Origin of the sequence: Rhizobium sp. TBD182, assembly GCF_001950375.1 — a bacterium.
Taxonomy (GTDB): domain Bacteria; phylum Pseudomonadota; class Alphaproteobacteria; order Rhizobiales; family Rhizobiaceae; genus Agrobacterium; species Agrobacterium tumefaciens.
The window spans coordinates 107224-121460 of the sequence record NZ_BDLN01000006.1 but is presented as its reverse complement, the minus strand read 5'-3'; the positions used below and the strand labels follow the sequence as shown (position 1 = coordinate 121460).

13 protein-coding genes are annotated in these 14237 nt (G+C 59.9%); 1 reads left to right on the top strand and 12 read right to left on the bottom strand.

Going from position 1 to position 14237, the window contains the following annotated elements:
• Positions 1 to 2 precede the first annotated feature (2 nt).
• The 6 genes from T18_RS18335 to ampC form a co-directional block, all read right to left on the bottom strand.
• Positions 3 to 1787: a gamma-glutamyltransferase family protein gene (locus T18_RS18335; protein ID WP_038493702.1), complete on the bottom strand. Its 1785-nt coding sequence runs from the start codon at positions 1785 to 1787 to the stop codon at positions 3 to 5.
• Between the two features lie 22 nt (positions 1788 to 1809).
• Positions 1810 to 2682, bottom strand: a complete 873-nt coding sequence (locus tag T18_RS18330; RefSeq protein WP_013761355.1) for an ABC transporter permease — start codon at positions 2680 to 2682, stop codon at positions 1810 to 1812.
• 11 nt (positions 2683 to 2693) lie between these two features.
• On the bottom strand, positions 2694 to 3641 hold the full coding sequence (locus tag T18_RS18325; RefSeq protein ID WP_003499573.1) for an ABC transporter permease: 948 nt from the start codon (positions 3639 to 3641) through the stop codon (positions 2694 to 2696).
• A gap of 67 nt (positions 3642 to 3708) precedes the next feature.
• Positions 3709 to 5217, bottom strand: a complete 1509-nt coding sequence (locus T18_RS18320) for an ABC transporter substrate-binding protein (protein WP_019566419.1) — start codon at positions 5215 to 5217, stop codon at positions 3709 to 3711.
• Positions 5218 to 5295: 78 nt separating this feature from the next.
• The gene (locus T18_RS18315; RefSeq protein WP_038493707.1) at positions 5296 to 6108 is read right to left on the bottom strand and encodes a FadR/GntR family transcriptional regulator; all 813 of its coding nucleotides are present in this window, start codon (positions 6106 to 6108) and stop codon (positions 5296 to 5298) included.
• A 191-nt stretch (positions 6109 to 6299) separates the two neighbouring features.
• Positions 6300 to 7457, bottom strand: a complete 1158-nt coding sequence (ampC, locus tag T18_RS18310; RefSeq protein ID WP_038493710.1) for a class C beta-lactamase — start codon at positions 7455 to 7457, stop codon at positions 6300 to 6302.
• A gap of 133 nt (positions 7458 to 7590) precedes the next feature.
• Here ampC and T18_RS18305 point away from each other — a divergent pair, with 133 nt between their 5' ends.
• Entirely contained in the window at positions 7591 to 8481 is an 891-nt protein-coding gene (locus tag T18_RS18305; protein WP_035199295.1) for a LysR substrate-binding domain-containing protein, read from the top strand.
• Here T18_RS18305 and chrA read toward each other — a convergent pair.
• From chrA to T18_RS18275, 6 genes are all read right to left on the bottom strand, one after another.
• Positions 8476 to 9705 carry a chromate efflux transporter gene (gene chrA / locus T18_RS18300; RefSeq protein WP_038493713.1) on the bottom strand — a complete coding sequence of 410 codons (1230 nt, stop codon included), beginning with the start codon at positions 9703 to 9705 and terminating at the stop codon, positions 8476 to 8478. The genes T18_RS18305 and chrA overlap by 6 nt on opposite strands.
• A gap of 171 nt (positions 9706 to 9876) precedes the next feature.
• Positions 9877 to 11103: a DUF1501 domain-containing protein gene (locus tag T18_RS18295; RefSeq protein ID WP_038493716.1), complete on the bottom strand. Its 1227-nt coding sequence runs from the start codon at positions 11101 to 11103 to the stop codon at positions 9877 to 9879.
• 2 nt (positions 11104 to 11105) lie between these two features.
• Positions 11106 to 12656, bottom strand: coding sequence for a DUF1800 domain-containing protein (locus T18_RS18290; protein WP_038493719.1), 1551 nt, complete (start codon positions 12654 to 12656; stop codon positions 11106 to 11108).
• A 43-nt stretch (positions 12657 to 12699) separates the two neighbouring features.
• Positions 12700 to 13149: a periplasmic heavy metal sensor gene (locus T18_RS18285; protein WP_003517770.1), complete on the bottom strand. Its 450-nt coding sequence runs from the start codon at positions 13147 to 13149 to the stop codon at positions 12700 to 12702.
• The gene (locus T18_RS18280; RefSeq protein WP_233283675.1) at positions 13146 to 13559 is read right to left on the bottom strand and encodes a hypothetical protein; all 414 of its coding nucleotides are present in this window, start codon (positions 13557 to 13559) and stop codon (positions 13146 to 13148) included. The genes T18_RS18285 and T18_RS18280 overlap by 4 nt, the downstream gene beginning before the upstream one ends.
• Before the next feature lie 20 nt (positions 13560 to 13579).
• The gene (locus T18_RS18275) at positions 13580 to 14125 is read right to left on the bottom strand and encodes an RNA polymerase sigma factor (protein ID WP_038493726.1); all 546 of its coding nucleotides are present in this window, start codon (positions 14123 to 14125) and stop codon (positions 13580 to 13582) included.
• Positions 14126 to 14237 lie beyond the last annotated feature (112 nt).

Genomic DNA, 14237 nt, shown 5'->3' with positions numbered 1-14237 from the left:
TGTCATCGTCCCACAGCATAGGCCTGCATCAGTCGCGGGGTTGCGGCGGCCCGCAGCAGGCCATCGGCATCCCGCTTTGCGGCAGTCAGGCGGCCCACCGACCACGCATCGGCAACGGTGACCTTGTGTCCGCGGCGGCGAAGCTCCTGCAGCGTGATATCACCCACGGTGCTTTCCACCATGATCTCGCCCGGCGAACTGGTGCGCGGATAAAACGAGCCCGGAAAATGCGAGGTATGGAACAGCGGCATGTCTATGGCCGCCTGCAGGTTCTTGCCGTGATGCGCATAACGCAGGAAGAAGGGCAGCTGCCACTGATCCTGCTGATCGCCGCCCGGAGTACCGAACACCATGGAAGGGCGTCCCTGATGCAGCGCAAGCGAGGGTGTCAACGTAGTGCGCGGGCGTTTTCCCGGTGCAAGCGAGGTCGGCAGGCCTTCCTTCAACCAGAACATCTGGGCGCGGGAATTAAGCGCAAAGCCCAATCCCGGAACGATTGGCGATGATTGCAGCCAGCCGCCGGACGGCGTGGTTGAGACCATGTTGCCCCAGCGGTCTATGACATCGATATGCACGGTATCGCCGCGTTTTTCGGTAAGATGCGACATGGTGGGCTCGTAGACGGTGCCTTTGCCGCTCATTTCGGCGAGCATGGCCATGGTGGCGTCCACCTGCTTCTCGTAACCCGGCACGATGCCGGGACGCAGATCGAGCGATGCCTCGGTGCCGATCAGTTTACGACGCCCGGCATTGTAGCCTTCAGAGAGAAGATATTCCGTCGGAATCTGGCCGAAATCAGGATCGCCGTAATAGACCTCACGGTCGGCAAAGGCGAGCTTCATGGCCTCAACGATGGTGTGGATGAAATCGGGGCCGGACGGGTCCATGGCCGCAAGATCGAAGCCTTTCAACAGGGCGAGCGACTGCAACAGAACCGGTCCCTGCCCCCAGGCAGGCGTCTTTGCAATCGTCCAGTCATGATAATCAAGCGTCTGCGGCGCTTCGATGGTCGCGCTCCAGTCGGCCATATCCTGCGCCGTCAGCACGCCCTTGTGCTTGGTGCCGCTTGCATCCATGACTTCAGCGGTCTTGACGTAAGTGTCGATGGCTTCCGCTACGAAACCCCGATAGAAAGCGTCGCGTGCGGCTTCAATCTGGTTTTCGCGACCCGAACGCGCTTCGGATTCAGTGACGATCCGCTTGTAGGTTTCCGCAAGTACAGGATTCCTGAAAAGGGCGTGCGGCTCGGGTGCGGCACCACCCGGCAGCCAGGTCTCGTAGGATGTCGGCCATTCCTTCTCGAAGAATTCCGCCAGCCCCTTGATGGTGGCGGAAACGCGCGGCAGAGTCGGATGTCCGTATTCGGCATAATAGATGGCTGGTTCCAGCACCTCGCGCACGCTCATCGTGCCGTAGTCGCGCAGCATCAGCATCCAGCCATCGAAGGCTCCGGGAATGACGGTTGCAAGCAGACCATCGCCGGGGATCAGCTTAAGCCCCTCCGAGGTATAGTGCTCGATGGTGGCGCCACTCGGAGCAGGCCCCTGCGCGCAGATGACTTCGACCTTGTCCTTCTTCTTTGAATAAAAGACGGCAGGCATGTCGCCGCCGGGGCCACAGAGATGCGGTTCGACGATCTGCAGCACGAAGCCGGTGGCAACCGCTGCGTCGAAGGCGTTACCTCCCTTTTCGAGGATTGCCATGCCCACGGCCGATGCGATCCAGTGCGTCGAGGTGACGACGCCGAATGTGCCAAGGATCTCGGGGCGTGTGGTAAATTCGGTCATTCAGTCAGTTCCTTATGAGAAATCATGCTTCGCGCGGATCGAGCGCATCACGCAGGCCATCGCCCAGGAGATTGAAGCCTATGACGACGAGGAAAATTGCAATGCCGGGCCACATCGTCATCCACGGCGCCTGGCTCAGAAAGTTCTTCGCGGTGTTCAGCATGGAACCCCACGACGGCGCCGGTGCCTGCTGGCCAAGGCCGAGGAAAGACAGGCTCGCTTCCGCAATGATGGCCGTCGCAACCGTCAAGGTCGCCTGCACGATGATGGGAGCAAAGACATTTGGCAGGATGTATCGTGTCATGATGTCGAAGTGGTTGAGGCCAATCGACCTTGCCCCCTCGACATAATCTTCCATCTTGACCGCCAGCACCTGACCACGGGTCAACCGAACGAAAATCGGCATGGCGGAAAGCCCGATGGCGATCATCGCGTTGGTAAGGCTCGGGCCGAGGAAGGCCGCAAGGGCAATAGCCATGATGAGGAACGGCATAGCCAGCAGCGCTTCGGTGATGCGCGATATGACCATATCCACCCAGCCACCGAAATAACCGGCGATCAACCCGAAGGGCACGCCGATGACCACCGCAATCATGACGGAGACAACACCGGCCATCAGCGAGGCGCGCGCGCCATAAATCATGCGCGAAAGGATATCACGGCCAAGATCGTCGGTGCCGAGCCAGTGGGCGGCGGACGGCGCCTTGCGGATGGCCGACCAGCTGGTCGCAATAGGGTCAGCAATCGGCAGGATCGGTGCTGCAACGGCAAGTACCGTGAAGAAAAGCACGATAATCAGACCGGCCAGCGCCGATTTGTTGCGCTTCATTTTCTTCCAGGCGCGGCTTTCCTGCCGCGGCACCGGTACGGACAGGTTTTGATCGAGAGCGGTCATGATATCAGGCCTCAGATCGTCGCCCTGAGGCGAGGGTTAAGCAGGACATAGGCAATGTCCGCCAGCAGGTTCATGAGGATGAAGCCGACCGCGGTGCAGAGCACGATGCCCTGGACGACGGCGTAATCGCGGGTGAAGACCGCATCGACGGTCATCTTGCCGAAGCCGGGAATGGTGAATATCTGCTCCGTCAGAACCGCACCGGCCAGCAACTCACCGAAAAGCAGTGCCAACAGCGTGATGACGGGCAGAAGCGCGTTGCGAAAACTGTGCGACAGGATGATCTCGCGCGGCGAAAGCCCCTTGGCGCGGGCGGTGCGGATATAGTCTGAACTCAAAACCGCGACCATTGCCGAACGCGTGTGGCGCATCAACGTTGCCGCAAGCGCATTGCCGAGCACGAAGGCGGGCATGATCATCGTCTCGATGGAGCGAACGGGGTCGACGAATATCGATTCATATCCGGATGCCGGCAGCCAGCCGAGCTTCACTGAAACCAGCAGGATCAGCATGATACCGAGCCAGAAATTCGGGATCGACAGGCCGGAAAGCGCCACGATATTGGCGGTGTAGTCGATCCATGTGTTTTTCTTGACGGCGGCCAGAATGCCGATCGGAATACCGATGACCATCGCAAAGAACATCGCCATCACAGCCAGCTGGATGGTTACCGGCAGCTTCTGGCCGATCAGTTCCAGCACCGGCTGGTTGGTCCTCAGCGAAATACCGAAATCGCCGGTCACCACGCCGCCCAGCCAGTTGATGTACTGGAGCGGTACCGGGTCGTTCAGGCGATACTTCTCCCGCAGGAATTCAATCGTCGCCGGATCACGCTCCTCACCCGCCATGGCGAGAACAGGATCACCCGGCAACAGTTTCTGCAGCGAGAAGACGAAGATGGAGATGATCAAAAGCGTCGGGATCGCGACCAGCAGTCGCTTGCCGATATAGACAGGCATGGCATTGCCCCCGTTCGTGCACGTTCTGGAGGGCCGCACGGCAAGCCGTGCGGCGGATTTGAAGCGCTTAGTCCTTGCTGACGCCGAGAAGGCGGATCATGCCATCAGGCGAAGGCTCCCAGCCCTTGACCTTCTTGGAGATGGCATAGGCATAGGGCTGGTGGCCGAGATAGATGATCGGCATGTCGTCGTTTAGGATGACGCTTGCCGCATCGTATTTCTCCTTTCGGACCGCATCTTCAGTCGAGGCGCGTGCTTCGTTCAGCAGCTTGTCGACTTCAGGATTACAATATTTCACATCGTTGATGCCGCCCTTGCAGGTGACGAACTGGTGAAGATTGCCATCGGGATCGATACGACCAGACCAGTCGGAACGGCTGAGCTGATAGTTGCCGGCGGTCTGTTCGGAAAGAAGCGTCGCAAATTCGGTGGCCTTCAGCGTCACGTTGAAGCCAGCCTCCGCCACCATGGACTGGATCACTTGCATCATCTGCGTCTGCGTGGTGTTGTTGGCGTGCTGAAGTTCGATATCGAGCTTCTCGTAGCCAGCCTCCTTCATCAGCTGCTTGGCCTTGTCGATATCGCGTGGCGGCACCGGCAGGTTCTGGTTGAACCAGGGGCTTGTCGGCGGGAATGACTGATTGCCAGCCTTGGACGTACCCTCAAACACGATCTGGCCGATCGCTTCGCGGTCAATCGCGTAAGAGAAGGCCTGACGCAGGCGCTTGTCCTTGCCGAGCGGATTGTCAGCGCGCGCGCCGTTGTTGATGTTGACATACATGGCCATGTAGCCCGGACCGATCACGTCCGCATAGGTCAATTTGGGGTCATTCTTGACGGATTCCGCATCGGACGCCGAGATACGTTCGGCAATGTCGAGATCGCCAGAGCGGAGGTTTGCAAGCTTCACAGTGGTATCGGGAATTGGCAAGTAGACGATCTTGTCGACCTTGATCTTGTCCTTGTCCCAATAATCCGCGAATTTTTCGAGGACGATACGGTCCTGCTGGATGCGCTCGACGAATTTGAACGGTCCGGCGCAAACCGGCTTGGAGCCGAAATTCGCGCCCAGTTCCTTGGCGGCCTTCGGCGCGACGATCATGCCCGCGCGATCTGAAAGCTGGGCAAGCAGCGTGACATCGGGCGTCTTCAGCGTGAACTTGACTTCCAGCGGCCCGGTGGCCTCAACCTTTTCAACCGAGGACAACTCGCTCTTGCGGCGAGATTCCGGAAGGGTCATGTTGCGCTCGATGGTGGCAACGACGGCGGCCGCATCCAGCGTCTCGCCGTCGTGGAACTTCACGCCGTCGCGAATTTTCATCGTCAGCACCTTGCCACCCTCGGACCAGGCCCATTCGGTGGCAAGTTGGGGAACGATCTTCATGTCCTGCGAGATATCCACCAGCTTGTCGCACATGGAGGTGTAGACGATACGGCCGACGAAGGTGCGCGATTGCGCGGGATCAAGCACGTCCGCGTCATCGTTGAGGCCGATGCGCAATTCGGAAGACATAGCTGGTGCGGTCAGAAACGCGCTTGCCAACAGCGCCGCAGTCAGTGTGTAGATTTTCTTCATGTTCGATCCTCTGGTCTGGTTTTCTTTGACTTTTGTCATTGGCCAGCCCCGAAGGACCGGCGGGTTTTCGTCCGCGGCCTATGAGGCCGGAGTAAGCGGATTGTCGGCTTCGTTGATGCTCTTCGCCGCACGGTCTTCCGCAGCGCTCTCCTCCTGAAACCCGAGCGAAGTGGCGCGGATCAATCGTTCCTGATGCATGAGAAGGTGCTGGCGCATTGCCTCTCCGGCACGCGCCGGATCGCGATCGGCAATGGCATCGACGATAGCGACATGCTGTTCGAAAGACGCCTTGCCATTCGTGCCACTGCGCCGGGCGAGTTCGCGTATCGACTGCCAGGCATCGTCCTGGCGAATACGGTTCACGACATCGAAGATCGACAGGAACAGCTTGTTGCCAGCACTCTGGGCTATCTGGCGGTGGAGCGAGCCGTCCCACAATTCCTTGGCATCGGCATCCGTGCTTTCGCCGGTCTTCTTGACGAGCGCGCGCATGCGCTCCACCTCGGCGGGCTTGGCGCGCATGGCTGCAAGCTGCGCCAGTTGCGGTTCGATGCGCAGGCGGACTTCCATGATTTCCATGATATCGGTGCTGGCGACCATTTCGGTCACTTGAATGGACCAATCGTCCGGCTTTTCGCCCACAAAGGTTCCGGCCCCCTGGCGACGCCAGATAAGACCCTCGGCCTCCAAAACCTCCAGAGCACGGCGGATTGACCGGCGGCCGACATTGAAGGTCTCGGCAAATGCCCGCTCCGTCGGCAGGCGGCCGTCATTCGCGAGATTCTTCGTCTGAATATACTCGCGAAGCTTCGCCAGAGCGTAGTTTGAATTGTCGTTAGGGTTTGTCGCCAAGCCGCACCATTTGCGTGAACCAATCGAACATTGGTTCATTTGGTGAGAAATTTCGGCAGACGTCAAGCCCATTTTTGAGCCTTGATTACAAGCGCTCAAAATATGGGCATACGCCGATTTTCAGGGTCGGAAATGCATGCTTTCAGGGCAAGGAAGACAATGTCGGCGAGCAAATGAAATACGACCGAAATGCCACCCTTGTCCTGTACGCGTTTACGCCAGCATTGACATCATTCGGAGCTTTTGAGTCCGTTCAAAATCTCGTAAGCCACGGCAACACGATCCTCATTGGGATAGTTTTTATTGGCCAGAATGACGATACCGAGTTTCTGCTCCGGTATGAACGCCACATAGGCTCCGAAACCGTTGGTGGAGCCGGTCTTGTTGATGAAGACATCGCCACGCGGCTTCATCGGCGGCGAAATTTCCGATACCGGCACCGTCTTGAGCAAGGCGCCGGAGTTCGTTTCGATAAGTGTTTTCAGCGCGGCTGGGTAGGCATATTGCTCCCAGATCATATCCTGCGTCATCGCGCCAACGCTGAAATATCCCGTATGAGTGTTGGCGATCGCCTGCTGGAGTTTTCCGTCCAGCTTTTCCAGCCCCATATTCGCATTGACGAAACGGATCATGTCGGTCGCCGTCGATCTGACCCCGTAAGCCTCCGATGAGAGAATGGCTGGCGTCATGCGGGCCGGTTCGCCGGTTCTCTTATAACCCTGCGCATAATCGGCCATCTTTGCCTTGGGCACCACGGTGAAGGTGCTCTTCAATCCAAGCGCCGGAAACAGTACGTCCTGCATTGCGCTGTCATAGCTTTGGCCCATGGCCTTTGCGGTGACGTATCCGAGCATTCCGATGCTGGGATTGGCGTAGGTTCTGTGCGTTCCCGCCTTGTATGCGGGCTTCCAGGCCTTGAGATAGGCCAAAAGCTGCGGCTCCGTCTTGACACTGTCCGGTACCTGCAACGGAAAGCCGCCGGCGGTGTGGGTGCCAAGATGCATCAGCGTGACATCGCCAAACGGTTTGCCCTTCATGGAGGGAAGATAGTCTTCGACCTTGCCTGACAGTGACAGTTTCCCCTGCGTCTCCGCATAGGTACTGAGCGTGACCGTGAATGTCTTGCTGATGGAACCCAGCTCGAAAAGCGTCTGCGGGGTAACCGGCTGGCCCGTAGTTTTGGACATGACACCGTAGGTGAAGACGTGGTTTTCGCCATCGACACTGATGCCAACGGCCAGACCCGGAATACCGTTCTTCTCCATCACCGGCTTGATCGCTGGATCCGTTATCGCTTTCAGCCTGGCATCATCAGCGGCAAAAGTCTGCGTGAACAGGCTCGTCGAGATCAATGTGGCCAATGCAATATGTCTGCGATTAAGTTTCATCTTTCGCGTTCTCCAAAACCTCAAGTGGATTTTCGGCGCCTGCGCCGTCCCCAGCGAAAGACGTTTAACCGCCCTACATTGCACGAACAAATCATGATATCTCGGACGAGGCATAACAAAATCTAGGTCTTGAATGGTTCGGCAATTTCTTCCACTGAACGGCTTGAGGGCATTTGAGGCATCAGCGCGGCACCTCAGTTTCACCCGCGCGGCCATAGAACTCTGCGTGACGCAGGCGGCTGTGAGCCAACAGGTGAAGGGCCTCGAAAAACGACTGGGGGTTTCCCTTTTTCAACGGCTTCCAAGAGGCCTGAAAATCACCGCGGAAGGCGAAGCCCTGCTACCGACGGTCACCAGCTCTTTCGATCAGATGGCGATCACGCTCGACAGGATCGAAGCCGGTCAGGTGCGCGAACTGCTGTTTCTGGGCGTCGTGGGAACCTTTGCGGTGGGCTGGCTGCTGCCGCGGCTGAGGGAATTTCAAAAGCGGCACCCGTTCATCGACGTGCGCGTTTCCACCAACAACAACCGCGTGGACATGGCCGCCGAAGGCCTCGATTTCGCTATTCGATTCGGCCAGGGCTCCTGGCATGGCACGGATGCATTCCGGCTTTTCGAGGCGCCCCTTTCGCCTCTCTGTACGCCGAAACTGGCGGAGACACTGAAATCCCCCGCTGATCTCGCGGACGCCACGCTGTTGCGTAGCTACAGGTCTGACGAATGGGCCACGTGGTTTGCAGCGGCTGGCGTAACACCGGTGGCGCAGGTGAATGCCGGCATCGTTTTTGATACCTCGCTCGGCATGATGGAGGCCGCATTGCAAGGGCTCGGCGTGGCGCTTGCCCCGCCATCGATGTTCTCGCGGCATCTGGCATCCGGGGCTATCGTCCAGCCCTTCCCCGTCACCATATCGCTCGGCAGCTACTGGCTGACGAGGCTGCAATCAAAGCCGCCGACACCAGCCATGCAGGCCTTCTCGGACTGGATGTTTACCAATATCGGTCCTGCGCAAGACGGCCTATGACAGGGCGAGCAGAACGCCACCAATCGCGCAGATGACCACCACGATCCATGGCGGCGTCTTCCACACCGTCAACAGAATGAAACCCGTCAGCGCAAGTGCAAAATCCTTCGGCATGAATATGGCGCTTGTCCACACCGGATCATAAAGCGCGGCCCCGAGAATGCCAACGACGGCGGCATTTGCGCCGCGCATGGCAGCCTGCGCCAGAAGGTGCTTGCGAAACCCCTCCCAGAAGGGCAGCGCACCGACGAGCAGTAGCATGCCCGGCAGAAAGATCGCGACAAGCGCAATGACTGCTCCCGCAATACCGTTCGGCTGCGGCCCCACCACAGCGCCGAGGTAGGCCGCGAAGGTGAACAGCGGGCCGGGAACGGCCTGGGTTGCACCGTAACCGGCGATAAACGCATCTTCAGTCACCCAGCCCGAGGAAATCACTGCCGATTGGAGCAATGGCAGCACCACATGGCCGCCACCAAAGACAAGGGCGCCGGCACGATAGAACGCATCGAACAATGAGAGGCCTTGCGAGCCGGCCATCGCCGCGAAGACCGGCAGGAAGGCCAGCAGGAGCGCGAAAGTGGCAAGCGCAATGTATCCGACACTTTTCGGCACCCGGAATGCGAGATGGGATGCCTGACGCGCGGCCTCGCTGCGGCAGAAGCAAAGCCCCGCAATGGCACCCAAGGCAAGCGCCAGAATCTGGCCAAAAGCCCCCGCGACAAACACGACGCAGATGATGCCGACGAGCGCGATGCTGGCACGCTGTCTATCTGGGGCAAGGCTCTTTGCCATGCCCCAGACGGCCTGCCCCACCACGGCGACCGCAACGATCTTGAGGCCATGCAACAGGCCGGTACCGACCGGCCCTTCTATCGACGCGGCGACCATGGCGAGGAGAAGCAGGAGGATAGCGGATGGCAGGGTGAAGGCCGTCCAGGCCGCCAGCGCACCGAGCGGCCCTGCCCGCAGCAACCCAAGGGCAAAACCGACCTGGCTGGAGGCCGGCCCCGGTAAGAACTGGCAGAGCGCCACGAGATCGGCATAACCCGCCTCATCGATCCATTTACGCCGCAAGACCAGCTCATCGCGAAAATAACCGAGATGGGCGATGGGACCGCCGAAGGAGGTGACCCCGAGCTTCAGGAACGCCGTAAAAACTTCGCCGGGCGTGCCGCTTCGAGGGGTGGCCGCTTCAGTGCGGATGGTTTGCGTTGACGACTTCACGAAAAAGCTCCCTGAGCGTGCAACGGCTGTTCGTCTACACAATGTCCGTATCAAAAACGATATCGATATCAGACACTATTATGACAGGGATATGAAGAGGCGGAAGCGCATCCTCGATGAACGGGATCGTTCGACGCGCTCCATATCTTCGTTTTTACGTCATTTCGAGCCTCAGACGATCAGTCCCTTCATGGGCCGGATGGCCTCCGAACCGGGAAAGACCGCCTTGTCGAGCATGGCAGCGCTTGCGCCGAGATGATCGACCGCGAGGCCCTTGATGATCGCGCGAATATCCGTCGTGGGCGCAAGGTCCCGCCCATCCCGCAACTGCGCGAGCTTGAGGCCGGGCCAATCGGCGATGACACGCCCGCCACGGATGCTGCCGCCGGCGAGAAAGGCCGTTGTTGCCGTTCCGTGGTCAGTTCCTTCCGTACCGTTGATACGGGCGGTACGGCCAAATTCCGTCGCGACCAATATGGCCGTATCCTTCCAGACCGGCCCCAGCTCCTGCTCGAAGGCGGCAAGCGCATTGTCCAGCCCGCTCAACAATTTTGAAAGACGCTCGACCTCATGGGCATGGGTGTCCCAACCCTCGAAAGCCAGCGCCGCAACGCGCGGCCCTTCCGGGTGCGCAATCAGCCGCGCTGCACCCCGCGCCATCTGCTCCATGCCAACAGGATCACCCGGACCACCGCGCGCCTTGATATCGACGCCGGAGGCGATCCTGCCGGTTTCGATGCCCTCGGCAAGCAATGCCGCCAGCATCGGGTCCGTCTGGCCGTAGAGATCGGCAAGGCGCGGAGCGAGATCGCCATCGGCGGGTTTGAGAACGGATGGCGCCCATCCCAATATCGGTGCCTTGCCGCGAATGACAAGCGGAGCGCTGGCGCCAATGGCAAGGCCGCTCACCCGCTGCCCGGCCGCAGCTGGATTGATGGTTTCACCCGCCGGCAACTGTTCGAGCAGACGGTTCAGCCAACCCGTCTCGACATGGCCGGGGGTCGGAAAACCAGATTCCAGCACATCCTGGCCATCAAAATGCGAACGGTCACGATAACCGGTGGCGCTGGCGTGGACCACCGCTGCCTCGCCCTTCCGGTACAGCCGCTGGAAATTGCGAAGGGATGGATGGAGCGCAAAGAAACCATCCAGCGCGAGGGCTGGATTGTCGCCTTCAGTGCGCATGGCGATCTCTTGCCTTAGCGCCTCATAGTCGGGGTCGCCGACGGGCGGCACGGCGGTCAGCCCGTCGAGCGCGCCGCGCAGGATGATGGTGACGAAACGTGGGTCGCGCCCGCCGGCAGCAAAAGCAAAACGCGGCATGAAGGCCCAGGCAAAAAGCGCGCCGCCTGTGCCAAGAAGAGCGCGGCGGGTTGGGGAAAGATGTTCACACAGCATGGTCAACGCCTCTGGAATTCGGGGGAAAGGAAAGCAATCGTCAGTCCCTGCGGTTTGCTCTCAGCCCGCTGCACGGCCTTTTTCGTCTCCTCGGACAAAAGTGGCCCCAGCCGGTCTGCGATGAAGTCGCGCGGATCGATTGAACCCGCAACCTGATGGGCGAACAGACTGGCGGCATCGATACGCGTCGCCAGGCCCTCGGAAGAACCCCAGCTATCGGTGACATCGGCAAAACCGTTCGGTCCGGAGGGGTTCCACAGCGGCTGTCCCAACGCGTTGAGCACGGAAATTACCTGCTCGGGTTTTGGCACTATTCCACTCGCCCTGATGACGGTCGTCACGAAATCTAACGGAGGTCTGAGCTTGGTCAGCGCCGGGCTCCAAGACTGTTCAGCCTCGATCAGCGCCATATAGGTGGCAGAAAGATCGCCGTGGCTCTTGGTGTAGGCGGCGGCAAGTTTCGCCACCAGCTCCGGCGGTGGCTGGTCGCTGATGAAGTGACGTACGAGCTTGTAGGCGAGATGGCGCGCGGTGGACGGATGGTGCGCAAGATCGCGCAGCACCCGCCGCCCCTGCTCTACCCCCGCTTCACCATAGGTGATGCCCATCACGGCATGGTCGCCGGGTTCATGGTTGTTGGCGTTGAAGGAAAATCGGCCAAGCGGACCCGGACGCTTCTCGTCGCGATAGACGCTCCAGCCGGTGATGATGCGGGCAAGTGCTGTAACATCAGCCTGACTATAGCCGCCATCCACCCCGAGCGTATGCAGTTCCATGATTTCGCGCGCGAGGTTTTCGTTGAGCCCGCGCTTGCCGTTCCTGTTGGCCTGCGAATTCGGTCCGATCGATTGCTGATTGTCGAGAAAATACAGCATGGCGGGATGGGTCTCGACTGCGACCAGCATATCCTCGAAATTGCCGAAGACATGCGGACGGATCGCCTCACGCTCGAAAGCGCCGGCGAGAATGTGCACATCACCGCCCTTGCCGGTGGCAACCGCGAAGTGATTGGCCCAGAACATTGCCAACCGCTCGCCAAAACCGATCAGCGGCTGGCGTATCGTGCCGTTGAAGCGGGCGTCCGCCTCCGCAAGCAGTATCTGCTGGGGAAAATAGGGGCGCTTGGTGGCCGGCACGTCCGGCTTCTTGTCCTGTGAAGCACTGGCAGGCGGCATCATGCCCGCATTGTCCATAGCGTTTGCGGCAGTTGCCATTGCCGGCGATGGTGGGCTCATGGCCCCTGCGGTCGCACCTGCGGCGCCGGTGGTGGCCGCGACTGTGAGGACAGCAGGTTTTTCACGCTCGGCCTTGATCTCCTTGTTATACGCCATCAGCGATATCAGAAGATCGGCGCTGGAATGAAGCTGTGCGCCGACAGGAATTGGTGTGGCGCGTTCGGTAATTTCCAGCCGCAACAGATCGCGCGGGTCGTCTTTGATCGCCTGGATATCGCCTTCACGCGCGCCGAGGCCGAAACGCCACAGACAGAGTGCTGCATCCAATTCCCTGGAATTTGACATGGCCGATACGAACTCCGTTTCGTTATCGACCATTCAACGGGCGCCAGGGCCAAAATCCGTCGCTGTTGAAATGTGATTATTTCGTGGCCGGTTTCGGCGCCTCACGGGCGAGCAAGCCTTCCGCCAGCCGGCGCCGCGCCTCTAGCGACAATGTGCGGGCGAACTCCACGGCCTGCATCTCGGTTGCGGCGCGGACCTCATATTCCGCCTTGCGGGCACGCTCAAGCGCTGCGGACAATGCCTCCGGGTCAAGCGTTTCTGCCCCCATCAGGGACGCCGCCTCGATACGCGCCTGGCGCGCCTCGGCGGAGGTTTCCCGCATGGTCCTGCGTGCATCGCTAAGGCTGCGCCGGAAGGCCTCCCTTTCGGTCTTTGGCAATTGTTCGCCCGCAAGCGGCATGCGGGCAGCGGCAGCGGCCGGGTCGTTCCGCAGATAAACGAACCCTGCGCCGGCAAGCGCGCAGACAAGAAACGTATTCGCGACGAGAAGGACAACGACTATCCAGCGGAAATTCTGATCGCTCATTTCGTCTCCTCGGTCATTTCGTTTTCGGTTTGCAGGTTTCCGAACGCGGTCAACGTATCGCCCAATGTCAGGGCGGGCGGTGGCGTGAGGTTGATGACGGCAACCGCTCCCGTCAGCGCGCCCGCAAGGCTGATGCCGATCATGCCCGCACCCAGCCCGTACCGGACGATCCATCTGCGTCTGGTGGTCTGCGCCTTTGCCTGCGCCATGATCTTCGCGTTGAGCATGGCCGAAGGGTCGCGAAGACGATATGCCGACAGCATAAAATCGAGAGGTGCCGCCTGCGCAATCAGGCGCCTGCCGTCTGCCGTCTCCGCATAAGCCATGGCCTCCAGCCGCCGGTCTTCCGGCCAGCGTTGTGGATCGGCACCATAGGCAGCCACAAGATCGGAAAAAACCTTGTTATCCATGAGCGTCTTCTTCGCCCCGTTCATTGGTCGCCCTCATTCAAAATCGCATGGAGTGCCCGGCGGCCACGCGCCAGAAGGCTTTCCAGTGCGTCCACACTGACATGCATGACATCAGCCGCCTCGCGGTTCGACATCTCCTGATAATAGACCAGAACGATCGCCTCCCTTTGTCGCGCGGGTATGGCCTGCAAGGCGCGCGCCACGGCACCGCTCTCGTCACCATCATATGGCAGGGCGGCATCGGGCAGCACACTGCCGTCAATCTGTTCGGGCGGCTCAGCAACCGATATTTCCCGGCGCTTTCGCAAGCGGTCGTAACAGAGGTTCAGCGCCACCCGGTGGATCCATGTGTCGAATTTCGCACGCCCCTGCCGCCACGTGCCTGCATGTTTCCATATCCGCAGGAAGGTCTCCTGCGCGATGTCTTCCGCCTGTGCCGGATCACCCAGCATACGCGTGGCAAGCGCCATGATCCTCGGCAGTTTGGCCGTCACCAGAGCCTGCATCGCGCGGACATCTCCCGCAGCGACATCCGCCACCAAATCTGCATCCGGATCGCTTACCATGTATCGGGCTTTGTCTCCGTACTGTCCTGTCGGACACGGGCGAAATCCATGCGGAATGACGGCGGCTTCAGTGAGGATGTCCCGCACCTTGCCACTTTAACGCAGACCCGCG